The following is a 14,378-nucleotide window of genomic DNA, read 5'->3' on the forward strand; positions in this document are numbered from 1 at the left end:
CAATGGTTTCCCGTGCCGCCTAGAACCGCAGCGCGTAGGAGAACTGCGGCCAGCTGGAATAGCTCACCACCTGCCCGAAGGTTGGGGCATGGATGTAGGTCCCCCCTCCCGCTTCGGTGCAGATGCCCACATGGCCGTAGCTCCACAGGATGTCTCCGGGCTGTGCTTCGGAGACGGCCCCCACCCACGAGGCGGCATCCTTCATGCCGTACGTGGTACGCGGGATGGTGATGCCCACCTGCTGGTAGCACCAGTAGGTAAGGCCGGAGCAGTCAAGGCCCACTCCCGGCGTGTTGCCGCCCCACACGTAAGGCGTACCCAGGCAGTACTCGGCATAGGCCACCACCGACCCGTTGGCCGGCGGCGCGGGCATGCTGGGGGTCGGGTCGGGCTCGGGCTCAGGGTCGGGCTCGGTCCAGCTGCTGCCGGGGTCGCTGGGGGTTTCCGGCTCTTCAGGCGTGCTGGGGTTCGGCTCCGGGTCGTTGTTCCCGGTGCTGGGCTCGGGGTCGGACACGGTCTGCTGCGGCTGGTTCTGAGCCGCCTGCTCGCGGGCCTGGCGCTCCGCCTCCTCCTGCTCGCGGGCCAGCCGCTCGGCCTCGGCGGCGCGCAGGGCGGCAGCGGCCTCCTCTTCCTCCTTCAGCAGCAGCTGCCGCGCCTCCTCGTCGAGGGAGTCGAGCTCAGCCTGCAGGGCGGAAACGGTCACCTCCGCCTGCTCCTTGGTGGTGCGGGCCTGCTCGGCCTTCTCGGATGCGATGCGCTCCTGGTTGGCGAACTCCTGCTCCTCGACCTCTATCTGCTGGCGAAGCTCCTTGGTCTGGTTGATGAGCAGCGCGTCCTGCTTGTTCATCTTCGTGAGCAGGCTCCAGTTGGTGACGAACTGCTCGAACGTGGTAGCGCCCAGCAGCATGTCGAGCATGCTGGAATTGCCGGTGCGGTACATGCTGGTGGCGCGGGTCCCCAGCTTCTCCTGAAGCTGGCGGATATGGGAGGACGCCTCGTCGATGCGGCCTTGGGCCTCGTCCCGGGCAATGACGGCAGCGTCGTGCTCGTCAAGGGCCGCATAGTACTCTTCGGCAAGACGTTCCAAATCGGAATTCATGGCAGACACCCGAGAGCGCACCTCGTCGGCCTCCGCCATCTTCTCCGCCGACGTCGGGTCGGCGTAGGCGATGGAAGGGACGCAGGCAGCAGCTGCCGCGAGAACCGCAGACGCCGCGATGAACGAGCGCCGGCTCAGGGGGAGGTTGGTCTGCATCATAGCTTCGCCTTTCTTGGCGCGCACAACCGCCTCGAAGCAGCTTCGGCGGACCGAAGAACGCCCGGGCGTGGCACTGGCAACGGATGGTGCATGGTGTGTTTGCCTGCTGCGTGCGCACTCCGTGGAATCAGTCATATTCAGTGCACTATACTAGCAAAATCGGAAAGCCTCAACCTGACCTATCAAAAAAGCCCCATAGTGCGGGAGCAGGCAGTGCGAAACGGAGGACGAACCGAAACCCCGCAGTCCCCTCCGGTCACCCGTTCGCCTCAGCCGGTCTTCGTGCCGACAAAGAAGAAAGGCCGCCCGAAGGCGGCCTTTCCGACAGACAGCTTCCGAAAGCCTACTCGGCGTCGCCGGCGTAGTTGCGCGTGACGGAGGAGTCGACCATGATGCCCGGGGTCATGGTGCCGGACACGGTGATGGACTTCACGTACTTGCCCTTGGCTGCGGAGGGCTTCATGCGCAGAATCTCGTCGTAGACGGTGCCGTAGTTGGTCGCCAGCTGCTCGGCGGTGAAGCTGGCCTTGCCGATGATCACATGGGCGATGCCGTAGCGGTCGGCGCGGTACTCCACGCGGCCGCCCTTCAGCTCGGTGATGGCCTTCGCCACGTCGGTGGTGACGGTGCCCAGCTTCGGGTTCGGCATAAGGCCGCGGGGGCCGAGCACCTTGCCCAGACGACCCACCTTGCCCATCTGGTCGGGGGTGGCCACGGCGGCATCGAAGTTGAACTCGCCGGCCTGGATCTGGGCCATGAGCTCGTCGGTGCCCACGATGTCGGCGCCGGCCTCCTCGGCGGCGCGGGCAGCCTCGCCCTCGGCGAACACGGCCACGCGCACGGTCTTGCCCGAGCCGAAGGGCAGGCTCACGGTGCCGCGGAGCTGCTGATCGGCCTTACGGGTGTCGATGCCCAGACGGAAGTCGACGGTCACGGTCTCGTCGAAGTTAGCCGTAGAGACCTCCTTCACCTTAGCCATAGCCGCCAGCGGTGCGTAGACGGCGTCCCCGATGGCCTCTTCGGCGGCACGGTACTTCTTAGCAAGCTTCTTCATTGTTTTTCCTTTCGTGGTAATGGCGGACCTATCGTCCTCCCACATTGCTGCTTCGTCTCATCCAGAACCCTCGGTTATTCGGACCGAATAGGATTCTGGGTTTTCCTGGTGCGTGTCCTGGGCGCGAAAAGGGCTTGGCATTGGCCTTCGCGCCATGCCAAGTCCTTTGAGGGCTCAGGGCGCGTGCCAGGGAAGGCCAGAATCCTATTCGGATTTGCCTTGGAGCATTGCCGCCAGCTTCTTGGACGGCACGTACTTCTTCTTCATCTCGCGGCCCTCGATGAGCACGCCCATGGAGCGGGCGGTGCCGGCGACGATGTTCATGGCGGCGTCGATGTCGTTGGCGTTCAGGTCGGGCATCTTGATCTCGGCGATCTCGCGCAGCTGATCCTGGGTCAGGGTGCCCACGAAACGCAGCTGGGGAATGCCCGAACCGCTCTGGATGCCCAGCTTCTCCTTGATGAGCACGGCCGCCGGAGGCGTCTTGCAGATGAAGGTGAAGGACTTGTCCTCGTAGATGGTGATCTCGACGGGGATGATGGTGCCCGCCTGGTCCTGCGTCTGGGCGTTGAACGCCTGGCAGAACTGCATGATGTTGACGCCCTGGGCGCCGAGGGCGGGACCGACCGGAGGAGCCGGGTTGGCGGCACCCGCGGGAATCTGGAGCTTTACAAAGCCCGTTTGCTTCTTTGCTGCAGCCATTGAAACGTTTCCTTTCAGCGGATCTTCTGATCTGGTTTGGCGCCGAGGCGCCTATGAATAAGCGTTCCGCCGTGAGAAGCCCCGGTCCACTCGGGCACGGTCGGTCCGCCTGTTCGCGGTTTAGATCTTGGCCACCTGGTCGAAGGAGAGCTCGACCGGGGTTTCGCGCCCGAAGATGGAGACCATGACCTTCACCTTGCCGGCGTCGGGCATGACCTCGGCCACCACGCCGTCGAACTCGGCCAGGGGCCCGGAGACCACCTTGACCGATTGGCCGACCTCGAGCGAGGTGGAGGTCTTCTTGGGGGCCTCGTGGCTCGTGCGCTTCATAATCTTGTTGTACTCCTCGCGCGTGAGCGGGGCCGGGGTGCCGTCGGCGCCCACGAAGCCGGTCACGCCGGGGGTGTTGCGCACGGCCGACCAGGTGCGGTCGTCAAGCTCCATGCGCACCAGCACGTAACCGGGAAGCACCTTGCGCTCGACGTCGGCGCGGCGCCCCCCTTCGCGAATCTCGGTCACCATCTCGGTGGGAATCTCGATGGCGAACAGGTTGTTCTCCAGGCCCAGGGCCTCCTTGCGAGCCTCCAGGTTTGACTTCACCTTGTTCTCGTAGCCGGAATAGGTGTGCAGAACGTACCACTTCTTCGCCATGGCTTAAGCCCCCAATCCCGCCAGGCTCGAGATGCCCACCAGGATGGGCGTCACGATGGCGTTGTCGAGGATGGCGACGTAGATGCCGAAGAACAGCAGGGCGCAGACCACGACCACGCTCCAGCGAACCACGTCCTGGCGGGTGGGCCAGGTGACTCGCTTCATCTCGCCCTTGACGTCCTTCAGGAACTGGAAGCGCTTCTTCTTGGGCTTCGCAGGCTTCTTCTCGGCCTTGGATTCGGCCTTGGCCGGAGCTTCGGCTTTGGCCTCCTCCTTCTTCAGGAAGGAACCGATGCGCTTCTTCTCGCGCTCGGCCGCGTCGACCTCGGTGGCCTCGATCTGGTTCGACTCTGCCTCGACCTCGGACGCAACCCGGGCTTCCTTGCGGGCAGCGCGGGCGGCCGATGCCTTGGCCTTCTGAGTTTTCGATTTCTTCGCCATCTGGTTCCTCACCGATAGGTATCAATGCTAAACGCCAAACAAGCAGCCTGTCTTCAAGTTGCTCCTCTTCGGCAACCTGAAAGCAAGCTGCTCAACAATCGAGCTGGCACGCCAGGAAGGACTCGAACCCTCAACTTGCGGTTTTGGAGACCGCTGCTCTACCAATTGAACTACTGGCGTATGCCCGTACAAACAACTCCGATGTGCTAGCGAGTTTCCTTGTGCAGCGTGTGGCACCGGCACCACTTGCAGTATTTCTTCAGCTCCATACGATCAGGATGAGTCTGCTTGTTCTTCGTGGTCGTATAGTTGCGGCGCTTGCAATCCGTGCATGCCAAGGTGACCAACGTACGCATATGAATTACTCCTTCAAAACCCAGTACCGTAAAGGTGCTTGAGTCGGTTGCACATGAGAGCTTGATAAGGGGCGGAACGTTGCGAGAACGTCCCGCCCCGCTATCAACGACTGCTTACCGAGTTACTTGAAGATCTTCGTAACGCGGCCCGAGCCAACGGTGCGGCCGCCCTCGCGGATAGCGAAGCGCAGGCCCTCCTCCATGGCGATCGGGTGGATGAGCTCGCCCTTGATGGTGATGTTGTCGCCAGGCATGACCATCTCGGTGCCCTCGGGCAGGTGGGCGACACCGGTGATGTCGGTGGTGCGGAAGTAGAACTGCGGACGGTAACCGTCGAAGAACGGGGTGTGGCGGCCGCCCTCTTCCTTGGTCAGGATGTAGACCTGGCCCTCGAACTCAGTGTGCGGGGTCACGCTACCGGGCTTGCAGAGAACCTGGCCGCGCTCGATGTCCTCGCGCTTGATGCCGCGGAGCAGGCAGCCGATGTTGTCGCCGGCCTGAGCCTCGTCGAGCAGCTTGCGGAACATCTCGATGCCGGTGCAGGTGGTCTTCTGGGTCTCCTTGATGCCGACGATCTCCAGCGGGTCGTTCAGGTGAAGCACACCGCGCTCCACACGGCCGGTGGCAACGGTGCCGCGGCCGGTGATGGTCATGGTGTCCTCGACGGCCATCAGGAACGGCTTGTCGACGTCGCGCTCGGGGGTGGGGATGTAGGAGTCCACAGCCTCCATGAGCTCCCAGATCTTCTCCTGCCACGCCTTGTCGCCCTCCAGGGCCTTCAGGGCGGAACCGCGGATGATCGGGGTGTCGTCGCCGGGGAACTCGTAGCTGTCGAGCAGCTCGCGAACTTCCATCTCGACGAGCTCGATGAGCTCCTCGTCGTCGACCATGTCGCACTTGTTCAGGAACACCACGATGTAGGGCACGCCTACCTGACGGGCGAGCAGGATGTGCTCGCGGGTCTGGGCCATGGGGCCGTCGGTGGCGGCGATAACCAGGATGGCGCCGTCCATCTGAGCAGCACCGGTGATCATGTTCTTGACGTAGTCGGCGTGGCCGGGGCAGTCAACATGAGCGTAGTGGCGGGTGTCGGTCTCGTACTCGATGTGAGCGATGGAGATCGTGATGCCGCGCTCGCGCTCCTCAGGAGCCTTGTCGATCTGGTCGAACGCGGTGAAGTCGGCATGAGCGGTGCCATGGGAACCGTCGTTCTCGGACAGCGTCTTCGAGATAGCGGCGGTCAGCGTGGTCTTGCCGTGGTCAACGTGGCCGATGGTGCCGATGTTAACATGGGGCTTCGAACGCTCGAACTTCTCCTTAGCCATGTAATCCTCCTTAAGGATAATCGCTTGCGCGAATTGAAACCTTATACAAAAAGACGCGTCCGAAGACGGACGCGGTGAAGTGCAAATGGTAGCGGTGACTGGATTCGAACCAGTGACGCCACGGGTATGAACCGTGTGCTCTAACCAACTGAGCTACACCGCCGGAATGGAGCCTGCGATCGGACTTGAACCGACGACCTCTTCCTTACCAAGGAAGTGCTCTACCGACTGAGCTACACAGGCGAAAATGGTGGGCGCGCTAGGATTCGAACCTAGGTAGGCATAGCCAACGGGTTTACAGCCCGTCCCCTTTAGCCACTCGGGCACACGCCCATTGTTCGCTGCTCAATTCATGTGCATTTATCAAGCTGCCTGCCCGCAGAACCGCCGGGGCGGTTTGTGAGCAGTGGAATAATACGCTACCCTCCAAGGGCTGTCAAACAGATTACACGCCCCCGGGTGTGTCTCCACGAAACCTACGCGCCGCCTAGGCGAGCGCGGACGCTTCGGGCTCCTGCGCCGGATCCTCCCCTTCCAGGGCGTCGCCGCGCTCCAGGTAGTGATCGAACTCGTCGAGCACGGCCGCCGAGGGGGGAGCCGTGAGCAGCGACACCACCACGAGGGCAACGCCGGCCAGGATGAACGCGGGCAGAAGCTCGTAGATGCCGAACACGCCGCCCAAGGGCTTGATCAGGTTGTGCCAGACAAGCACCGAGGCCGTGCCCGTCACCATGCAGGCGATGGCGCCCTGCATGGTGGTGCGCCGCCAGTACAGGCATGCCAGGGTCAGAGGGCCGAAGGATGCGCCCAGGCCCGCCCAGGCGTAGCTGACCACCGTGAAGATGGACGAGCTCTCGTCGTAGGCCACCAGGATCCCGAACAGAAACACCACGACCAGCGTGATACGGGCGACGATCATGACCTGGCGGTCGGTGGCGTTTTTCTTGATCACGCCGCGGAAGATGTTCTCGGCCACCGAAGAGCCGGCGATGAGCAGGTAGGAGGACGACGAGGACATGGAGGCGGCCAGGATGCCGGACACCACCACGCCGCACATGAACGAGGGCAGCAGCTGGCGCGAGAGCACGATGAAGATGTTCTCGGCGGCGGACTGGGTGGCGAACTCCACCGGCAGCAGGGCGCGGCCCACAAGGCCTATGCAGATGGCGCAGAACAGCGACACCGCGCACCAGGTGACGGCGATGACGCGGCTGCGCTTGACCTCGGAGGCGCTGCGGATGCCCATGAAGCGCACGAGCACCTGGGGCATGCCGAAGTAGCCCAGGCCCCAGGCCATCATGGACACGATGGACAGGACGCCGTACTCGGCGGCGTCACCGAACAGCGGCATGGCGTTCTCGGTCATCTGGGCGCCGGCGTCGGTGAGCACCGGCACAGCGATCTGGGTGCCCGAGAGGAACCCGGGGATGGACTGCAGGTAGGCCACCATGTTCTCCACGCCGCTAGCCGAGGCGATGGAGCCGATCAGCACCACGGCCAGGGCGAAGAACATCAGCACGCCCTGGACGAAGTCGGTGGCCACCACGGACAGGTAGCCGCCCACGAGGGTGTAGAGGAACACGATGATGGCGCCGAGCACCATCATGGAGGCGTAGTCGAGCCCGAACAGCGTGTTGAAGAGCTTGCCGCAGGTGACGAAGCAGCTGCCCACGTACACGCAGAAGAACACCAGGATGATGAGGGCAGCCACCGTGGCCACGATGTTGCGCTCGTCGTGGAAGCGCTTCGAGTAGAAGCCAGGAAGCGTTATGGAATCCCCCGCCACCACCGAGTACAAGCGAAGGCGCTTGGCAACGAACTTCCAGTTCAGGTACGTGCCGATGGCAAGGCCCACCGCCGTCCAGCCCGCGTCGGAGGCGCCGGTGAAGTAGGCGACGCCGGGAAGGCCCATGAGCAGGTAGCCGGACATGTCGGAGGCCTCGGCGGAAAGCGCTGTGAGCCACGGCCCCACCTTGCGCCCGCCCAGGAAGTACTCCGAGGTGGAGGAATTCGAGCGCTTCGCGTAGAGGAAGCCGATGGTAAGCACCACGACGAAGTACAGAAGCATCGCGAACATTACCCAGAAATCACCAGACATAATGCATTCCCTTTCGAAAAATTCCAATGGGGCCGCATTATAGGCGAAAGGATATGCAATCTAGTCGGGATTCTCCGTTTCGCAGCGAAGCGCCCTCAGACGGCGCTGGTCGGCGTTGCGCAGCACCCGGGGATGCCCGCTGCGCGGGAAGGCGTGATGTCCGGCCATCTCGGGAGAGGACGCATGCACCGCCACCCCCTCGAGACGCAGTCCCGCATCGAGGCAGCGGGCTCGCAGCGCCTGATGGTAGCGCGAGAACAGATGCGCCACGGTGACGCGGCTGCCCTCGGCGACGAACAGGTGCACCCAGTAGCCCACGGCCGGCTGCTTCTTGCGCGATTCCTTCAGCTGCTCGTAGTCGCTGGCCCAGCGCTCCTCGAGGGCGGCGGCCTGCACCTCGTCGAGCACGGTTGCCGCCATCTCCGCCGAGCCGAAGGCCATGATGGCCGCCCGCTTGAAGTCCTGCAGCACCGCGGAGGCGTCGCGGCTGGTGCGCCGGGGCGCCTGGGAGGGGCCGGCGGCCCGTCCGGGGGCGCCCGCAGGGGGCATGCCGGCGCGGGAGGGGTCCTCGAAGGCGCGGCGGTCGCGCATGCTGCGTACCGAGGCGTGGATGCGCAGCTCGTCGAAGTCGAGCCCCTCCGAGCGGCAGGCGGTGGAGAGGATCTCGCGGCGGGCGTTGAGCTCGGCCCGGGCCATGGGGTCGTCCAGGTACACGCCCAGGCAGCCGTAGCTGCCCGCACCGCGCACCGCCGCCGCCTCGGGACTCTCGCGCTTGAAGTAAAGCGAGTTCACATGGGCCAGGATGAACGTCGCCGCGGCGGGGTTGTCGGCCCAGGTTCGCCGCACCGAGCGGGCGAAGGCGGCGTTGTTGCGGGCGACGCGCAGGGCCAAGCCGCCGCTTACGCGGGACTTGGCCAGTATGGTGGCGATGTCCGACCCGATGCTGCGCACAGCTCGCCCGCGTTCCGGCCCGCTAGGCTCGCTGTGCCAGAAGCGACTCGACGTAGGCAAGCTTCACGCAGGTCACGAACACGTCCATGGCCTCCTTCAGCTCCTCGAGCGGCGGCAGCGTAGGGGCGATGCGGATGTTGGAGTCGTTGGGGTCCTGCTTGTAGGGGTAGGTGGCCCCGGCGCCGGTCATGGTGACGCCAGCCTCCTTGGCAAGGGCGACGATGCGCTTGGCGGTGCCCGCCGGAGCGTCGAAGGACACGAAGTAGCCGCCGCGCGGGTTCGACCACGAGCACTCCCCCACCTCCGACAGGCCCTCGCCCAGGCATTCGACGACGCAGTCGAACTTCGGGCGGAGGATCTGAGCGTGCTTGGCCATGTGCTCGGCGATGCCCTGCCCGTCGCGCAGGAACTTCACGTGCCGCAGCTGGTTGAGCTTGTCATGGCCGATGGTCTGGGCGTTCATACGGGCCTTGGCGTCGGCCACGTTGGCCGGGCTGGCCGCGAAACCAGAGATGCCCGCCCCGGGGAAGGTCACCTTCGACGTGGAGGCGAACTTGAAGGGACGGTCGGGGTTGCCCGCTTCGGCGCAGGCGACGGAGATGTCGAGCAGCTGGTCCTGGTTGGCCGCATCATCGCTCAGGTGATGGACGCAGTAAGCGTTGTCCCAGAAGATGCGGAAGTCGTCCGCGGCGCATTCCATGGAGGCCAAACGGCGCACCACCTCGTCGGAATAGGTGACGCCGCCGGGGTTGGAGTACTTGGGGACGCACCAGATGCCCTTCACGGAGGGGTCGGAGGCGGCGATGCGCTCCACCTCGTCCATGTCGGGGCCCTCGTCGGTCATGGCCACGGGAATCATGGTGATGCCGAAGGCCTCGGTCACCCCGAAGTGGCGGTCGTAGCCGGGGGCGGGGCAGATCCACTTCACCTCGCCCAGCCGGCCCCAGGGGGTGCTCCCCAGCGTGCCGAACATCCAGCAGCGGGCCAGGGTGTCGTACATGATGTTCAAGGACGAGTTGCCGAATACGATGACGTTGTCGGGGCTGTCGTCGAGCATGGAGGCCATGAGCTCCTTCGCCTCGGGGATGCCGTCGATGATGCCGTAGTTGCGGCAGTCGGTGCCCGCCGCGTCCCGGCAGTCCTCCTGCTCCGTCACGCAGGAGAGCATGGGCATGCTCAGGTCCAGCTGGGCGGACGCCGGCTTTCCGCGCGCCATGTTCAGCGAAAGCCCCTTGGCCTTGATCTGCGCGTACTCGTTCTCCAGCTGGTCTTTCAGCGCGTTGAGCTGATCGGTGTCCATCGAGGCGTACATACGGTCGTCCTTTCCTCTGCTTTCGCGAAACCCTTCGGGGCCGCCGCCGAGGCAGCCCGCAAAACCCTTCAAGTATAGCGCCGGTGCGGCCCGCGGTGGAGCCGAAGCGCGCGAAACGGCCCTACAGCTCGGCGACGATGCGGGCCGTGCGAGACGCAACCTCCTCCTTGGCCCGCTCCACATCGATGGTGGGCCACTCACCGTCGCGGTAGACCACGCGCCCGTCGCACAGGGTCAGGCACACGTCGCTGCCGTGGCCGGAGTACACCAGGTTGACGAGCGGGTCGGTGAAGGGGGCCCAGGACGGGCCGGTCACATCGAGCACGGCCAGGTCGGCCTTCGCCCCCGGAGCCAGGCACCCGCAGTCGTCGCGCCCCTGGGACAGCGCGCCGGTACGCGTGGCGGCTCGCAGCGCCTCGGCAGGAGTGATTACGGCCGGGTTATGGGTTGCGCCCTTCGGCAGCAGGGCCAGCAGGTACATGTCCTGCATCATGTCGTGGTTGTTGTTCGAGGCCATGCCGTCGGTTCCCAGGCACAGGCGCACGCCGCGCTCGAGCATGGCGCCGTAAGGGGCGATGCCGCTTCCCAGCTTCAGGTTGCTGGCGGGGTTGGCGGCCACGAACACCCCCTTGCGGGCCAGGATGTCCATATCCTCGTCGGTCACCCACACGCAGTGGGCGGCGGTGGTGGGCAGCTCGAACATACCCAGCTCGTCGAAGTACTGCACCGGGGAGAGTCCGTCGTGGCGCTGGCGGCACTCCTCAACCTCCAGCCGCGTCTCGGACATGTGCACCTGCATGCGCAGGCCGTGCTCGCGGGCGAAGTCGATGATCTGCCGCACGGCGCCGGGGTGCGAGGTGTACTCGGCATGGACGTTGCAGTCCACCACGATGCGCCCGTCGCCCGCGCCCTGCCACCGCTCGAGCAGGCGGTCGTTTTGCGTGGACAGCGGCAGGTCGAACAGGCTCTCGCCGTTGCCCGCGATGAGCGTGTCGGACAGGTTCATCTTAAGTCCCGCGTCCAAAGCGGCGCGCGCGCCCTCCTGCATGTGGTAGTACATGTCCGAGAAGCTCACCACGCCGTAGCGCGCCATCTCGGCGCAGGCCAGAAGCGTGGCCCAGTAGCAGTCCTCGGCCGTAATCTTCGCCTCGAAGGGGAATACGCGGTCGAACAGCCACGACTGCAGCGGCAGGTTCTCGGCGTAACCACGCAGCAGCGTCATGGGCGCATGGGCGTGGGCGTCGTAGAAGGCGGGGATCATGAGCTTTCCGGCGCCGTCGTAGCGCTGCCCGTACCGCTCGGGGTCTTTGGGCGGACACGGACCCACGTAGTCTATGCGGTCGCCGGTGACGCCCACCCAGTAGTCCTTTCGGAACGCGAAGTTCTCGTCTATGATGCCGATGCGCTCGAAGAGCATGGGGGACCTCCCGCTTCCTGGTTCTTTCGTGCTTTCGCCGGGGATTCGGCCGCTGGGGACCGCGCTATCCTATGATGCGCGATGATACCAGACGAGCCGCCTGCGGGCGGACACTTCGGGTCAAGCCGACGCAAGTCCCACGGTTGGCCCGATTCGAGAGACCCGTACACAGAGGAGGGGTTTTCATGGCAGAAGAGTGCAGCCACCAGTGCGGAAGCTGCGGCGTGGAAGGGTGCGGCGAGCGCCAGGGCGGTCCCAAGACGCTGCCCGTCAACGCCCGCACCAACATCAAGCACGTCATCGGCGTGGTGTCCGGCAAGGGCGGCGTGGGCAAATCGCTCGTGACCAGCCTGCTTGCCAGCCAGATGCGCAAGCGCGGCTACAGCGTGGGCATCTTGGACGCCGACATCACCGGCCCGTCCATTCCCAAGACCTTCGGCATCCAGGGGCACCTGAGCGCCGATGCCGACGGCATCAACCCGGCCGTGACCGACAGCGGCATCAAGGTGATGTCCACCAATCTGATGCTTCCCCAGGGAGACATGCCCGTGGCCTGGCGCGGCCCCGTGGTCACCAGCGCCATCCAGCAGTTCTGGGGCGAGACCAACTGGGGCGATGTGGACTACCTGTTCGTGGACATGCCTCCGGGAACCTCCGACGTGCTGCTCACCGTGTTCCAGTCGCTGCCCGTGGACGGCATCGTCACCGTGTCCGCCCCGCAGGAGCTGGTGGCCATGATCGTGGGCAAGGCCGTGAACCTGGCTCACAACATGGACGTCGACGTCATCGGCCTGGTGGAGAACATGGCCTACTACACCTGCGACGAGTGCGGCAAGAAGCACTTCATCTTCGGCGACCCGCAAGGCGCAGCCGTGGCCGAGCGCTACAACATCCCGGCCTACGCCACCCTGCCGATGGATCCCGCCTTCGCGCGCCTGTGCGACGAGGGCCAGGTGGAGAAGTACGACGCCGAGGCACAGCTCGATCCCATCGTGGCCGCCATCGAGGCCCACGTGGCCATGGCCGACGCGAAGGCGTAAGCGCCGATTACGTCGCCGAACGCACAGAAGGCCCGCGAGCCCTGGCGGCTTGCGGGCCTTCTTTTTTCCGAGCGCGCTTCGCTCAATCCCCCAGCTTGTAGCCGAACCCGAAGACCGTCTGGATGACCTTGGGGCGGGCCGGGTCGTCCTCCAGCTTCGTGCGCAGATGGCGTATGTAGGTGGGCACGCTGATAGCGCCGCCCTGGTACTCGTCACCCCTCCGATTTCTGGCACGAATCGGAGGAGGTAGCGGGGACGGCGGAGTGGCGGGGCGGTGTTGTGCAGCGGGGGTCTGCTATCATGCTCGGAGCAATTTCGTGGAAAGGACTGGCGGCAATGGAGCTTCTGGCACCGGCGGGTGGGCGGGCCCAGCTTGAGGCGGCGATACGGTTCGGCGCCGATGCGGTGTATCTGGCGACAGACCGCTTCGGCATGCGCGCCCGGGCCGACAACTTCGCCCTCGACCAGATTCCCGCCGCGGTGAGCTACGCCCACGAGCGCGGCGTCGCTGTCCACGTGACGTTGAACACGCTCATGCACGGACACGACCTGGACGAGCTGCCCTCCTACCTGGAGGCGCTGGCCGAGGCAGGTGTCGACGCGTTCATCGTAAGCGACTTGGGAGCGTTCTCGCTGGCGAAACGCTACGCACCCGAGGTGAGCCTGCATGTGAGCACCCAGGCCTCGGTGGCCAATGCGGAAGCCGCCCGCATGTGGCGCGATCTGGGGGCGAGCCGCATCGTGTGCGCTCGGGAGCTGTCGCTGGCCGAAATCGCGCGCCTGCGCCGCGACGCCCCTGCCGACCTGGAGATAGAAGCCTTCGCCCACGGGGCCATGTGCATGGCGGTGTCGGGCCGATGCCTTTTGAGCACGGCGATGACGGGCCGCAGCGGCAACCAAGGCGCCTGCGCCCAGCCCTGCCGCTGGAACTACGCAGTGGTGGAGGAGACACGGCCGGGCGTTGCTATGAGCGTGGAGGAGGACGATTTCGGCAGCTACGTCATGAACGCCCAGGACCTGTGCATGATCGAACATTTGGGAGAACTGGCCGAGGCCGGGGTGGACTCCATCAAGCTGGAAGGACGCAACAAGCGGGCCTTCTACGTGGCAAACGTGGTGGCCGCCTACCGGGCAGTGCTGGACGGCGCCGATCCTTCGTCGGTAAAAGACCAGTTGAACGCCGTATCGCACCGCCCCTACAGCACCGGCTTCTACTTCGGCCGCGCCACCCAGTCGCCCGAGAGGGACGGATACCTGAAGGAGCGGCTGCACGCCGGCACCGTTTTGGAATGCGAAGGCGGCGGCCCCTACCGCGTGCGCTTCCGCTGCCAGAACCGCATCTTCGAAGGCGACAAGCTCCAAGCCCTCTCCCCCGGCCGGCCCCCCTTCGTCGTTACAGCCCGAAATATCCGCTGGTACCCGGCGCCTTCTCCCGAAGACGATCATCCCCGCCCCGTCGACGTCGCGGTCGCGAACCGAACCGGGGACATCTACGCAATCGACGCCGAAGAGCCCCTCTCCCCCGGCGACTTCCTCAGCACCCCCTCACGCCCCGAAGACCAAGTCTGGCAGCGATAGAGAGAGCCGCACGCGGCGGAAGTTCGGGGCTGCGGTTCCGACACGATTCCGCAGCGGCGAGAGGCCCCGACCCGTCATAGCGGCACGGAGCGGGGAAGGCGGCAGGAGCGGCAGGAACCCGCACGCGGCGGAAGTTCGGGGCTGCGGTTCCGACACGATTCCGCAGCGGCGAGAGGCCCCGACCCGTCATAGCGG

General features: G+C 65.2%; 14 protein-coding genes and 4 tRNA genes. 2 read left to right on the forward strand and 16 right to left on the reverse strand.

The window, feature by feature from the left end:
• Window positions 1-19 precede the first annotated feature (19 nt).
• From NFR41_RS09875 to NFR41_RS09945, 15 genes are all read right to left on the reverse strand, one after another.
• Window positions 20-1,258 (reverse strand): C40 family peptidase, encoded by a 1,239-nt coding sequence (locus tag NFR41_RS09875; RefSeq protein WP_251231719.1) that lies wholly within the window; start codon window positions 1,256-1,258, stop codon window positions 20-22.
• A 343-nt stretch (window positions 1,259-1,601) separates the two neighbouring features.
• Window positions 1,602-2,312, reverse strand: coding sequence for a 50S ribosomal protein L1 (gene rplA, locus NFR41_RS09880; protein WP_160213837.1), 711 nt, complete (start codon window positions 2,310-2,312; stop codon window positions 1,602-1,604).
• A 204-nt stretch (window positions 2,313-2,516) separates the two neighbouring features.
• Complete coding sequence (rplK, locus tag NFR41_RS09885; RefSeq protein WP_160213839.1) at window positions 2,517-3,014, reverse strand: 50S ribosomal protein L11; 498 nt, start codon at window positions 3,012-3,014, stop codon at window positions 2,517-2,519.
• Between the two features lie 120 nt (window positions 3,015-3,134).
• The gene (nusG, locus tag NFR41_RS09890) at window positions 3,135-3,665 is read right to left on the reverse strand and encodes a transcription termination/antitermination protein NusG (RefSeq protein WP_160213841.1); all 531 of its coding nucleotides are present in this window, start codon (window positions 3,663-3,665) and stop codon (window positions 3,135-3,137) included.
• A 3-nt stretch (window positions 3,666-3,668) separates the two neighbouring features.
• Window positions 3,669-4,106 (reverse strand): preprotein translocase subunit SecE, encoded by a 438-nt coding sequence (gene secE / locus NFR41_RS09895; RefSeq protein WP_251231720.1) that lies wholly within the window; start codon window positions 4,104-4,106, stop codon window positions 3,669-3,671.
• Window positions 4,107-4,210: 104 nt separating this feature from the next.
• A tRNA-Trp gene (locus NFR41_RS09900) sits at window positions 4,211-4,286 on the reverse strand.
• Between the two features lie 26 nt (window positions 4,287-4,312).
• The gene (gene rpmG / locus NFR41_RS09905; protein ID WP_160213845.1) at window positions 4,313-4,462 is read right to left on the reverse strand and encodes a 50S ribosomal protein L33; all 150 of its coding nucleotides are present in this window, start codon (window positions 4,460-4,462) and stop codon (window positions 4,313-4,315) included.
• Between the two features lie 122 nt (window positions 4,463-4,584).
• Window positions 4,585-5,787, reverse strand: a complete 1,203-nt coding sequence (gene tuf, locus NFR41_RS09910) for an elongation factor Tu (protein WP_160213847.1) — start codon at window positions 5,785-5,787, stop codon at window positions 4,585-4,587.
• A gap of 86 nt (window positions 5,788-5,873) precedes the next feature.
• Window positions 5,874-5,950 (reverse strand) — tRNA-Met (locus tag NFR41_RS09915).
• 4 nt (window positions 5,951-5,954) lie between these two features.
• Window positions 5,955-6,030: transfer RNA gene (locus NFR41_RS09920), tRNA-Thr, on the reverse strand.
• Between the two features lie 5 nt (window positions 6,031-6,035).
• A tRNA-Tyr gene (locus NFR41_RS09925) sits at window positions 6,036-6,120 on the reverse strand.
• A gap of 154 nt (window positions 6,121-6,274) precedes the next feature.
• Window positions 6,275-7,885, reverse strand: a complete 1,611-nt coding sequence (locus tag NFR41_RS09930; protein WP_251231721.1) for a sodium/proline symporter — start codon at window positions 7,883-7,885, stop codon at window positions 6,275-6,277.
• A 60-nt stretch (window positions 7,886-7,945) separates the two neighbouring features.
• On the reverse strand, window positions 7,946-8,836 hold the full coding sequence (locus NFR41_RS09935) for a hypothetical protein (RefSeq protein ID WP_160213849.1): 891 nt from the start codon (window positions 8,834-8,836) through the stop codon (window positions 7,946-7,948).
• Between the two features lie 22 nt (window positions 8,837-8,858).
• Complete coding sequence (locus NFR41_RS09940; RefSeq protein WP_160213851.1) at window positions 8,859-10,148, reverse strand: aspartate aminotransferase type Ic; 1,290 nt, start codon at window positions 10,146-10,148, stop codon at window positions 8,859-8,861.
• 121 nt (window positions 10,149-10,269) lie between these two features.
• Window positions 10,270-11,565, reverse strand: a complete 1,296-nt coding sequence (locus tag NFR41_RS09945; protein WP_160213853.1) for an amidohydrolase family protein — start codon at window positions 11,563-11,565, stop codon at window positions 10,270-10,272.
• 185 nt (window positions 11,566-11,750) lie between these two features.
• Here NFR41_RS09945 and NFR41_RS09950 point away from each other — a divergent pair, with 185 nt between their 5' ends.
• Complete coding sequence (locus NFR41_RS09950) at window positions 11,751-12,605, forward strand: Mrp/NBP35 family ATP-binding protein (protein WP_160213855.1); 855 nt, start codon at window positions 11,751-11,753, stop codon at window positions 12,603-12,605.
• Window positions 12,606-12,687: 82 nt separating this feature from the next.
• Here NFR41_RS09950 and NFR41_RS09955 read toward each other — a convergent pair whose 3' ends face one another.
• Window positions 12,688-12,843, reverse strand: a complete 156-nt coding sequence (locus NFR41_RS09955; RefSeq protein ID WP_285833874.1) for a winged helix-turn-helix domain-containing protein — start codon at window positions 12,841-12,843, stop codon at window positions 12,688-12,690.
• A 98-nt stretch (window positions 12,844-12,941) separates the two neighbouring features.
• On the opposite strand from NFR41_RS09955, the gene NFR41_RS09960 reads away from it, so the two are divergent.
• Window positions 12,942-14,183, forward strand: coding sequence for a peptidase U32 family protein (locus NFR41_RS09960; RefSeq protein ID WP_251231722.1), 1,242 nt, complete (start codon window positions 12,942-12,944; stop codon window positions 14,181-14,183).
• Window positions 14,184-14,378 lie beyond the last annotated feature (195 nt).

The organism is Adlercreutzia aquisgranensis (assembly GCF_943193145.1).
In the GTDB taxonomy this organism is placed as follows: domain Bacteria; phylum Actinomycetota; class Coriobacteriia; order Coriobacteriales; family Eggerthellaceae; genus Xiamenia; species Xiamenia aquisgranensis.

Coding starts and splice junctions, on each gene's coding strand:
- secE (WP_251231720.1), bottom strand. CDS start 4,106: ATGGCGAAGAAATCGAAAACTCAGAAGGCCAAGGCATCGGCCGCCCGC.
- NFR41_RS09940 (WP_160213851.1), bottom strand. CDS start 10,148: ATGTACGCCTCGATGGACACCGATCAGCTCAACGCGCTGAAAGACCAG.
- NFR41_RS09930 (WP_251231721.1), bottom strand. CDS start 7,885: ATGTCTGGTGATTTCTGGGTAATGTTCGCGATGCTTCTGTACTTCGTC.
- NFR41_RS09950 (WP_160213855.1), top strand. CDS start 11,751: ATGGCAGAAGAGTGCAGCCACCAGTGCGGAAGCTGCGGCGTGGAAGGG.
- nusG (WP_160213841.1), bottom strand. CDS start 3,665: ATGGCGAAGAAGTGGTACGTTCTGCACACCTATTCCGGCTACGAGAAC.
- NFR41_RS09960 (WP_251231722.1), top strand. CDS start 12,942: ATGGAGCTTCTGGCACCGGCGGGTGGGCGGGCCCAGCTTGAGGCGGCG.
- NFR41_RS09945 (WP_160213853.1), bottom strand. CDS start 11,565: ATGCTCTTCGAGCGCATCGGCATCATAGACGAGAACTTCGCGTTCCGA.
- rplK (WP_160213839.1), bottom strand. CDS start 3,014: ATGGCTGCAGCAAAGAAGCAAACGGGCTTTGTAAAGCTCCAGATTCCC.
- tuf (WP_160213847.1), bottom strand. CDS start 5,787: ATGGCTAAGGAGAAGTTCGAGCGTTCGAAGCCCCATGTTAACATCGGC.
- NFR41_RS09875 (WP_251231719.1), bottom strand. CDS start 1,258: ATGATGCAGACCAACCTCCCCCTGAGCCGGCGCTCGTTCATCGCGGCG.
- rplA (WP_160213837.1), bottom strand. CDS start 2,312: ATGAAGAAGCTTGCTAAGAAGTACCGTGCCGCCGAAGAGGCCATCGGG.
- rpmG (WP_160213845.1), bottom strand. CDS start 4,462: ATGCGTACGTTGGTCACCTTGGCATGCACGGATTGCAAGCGCCGCAAC.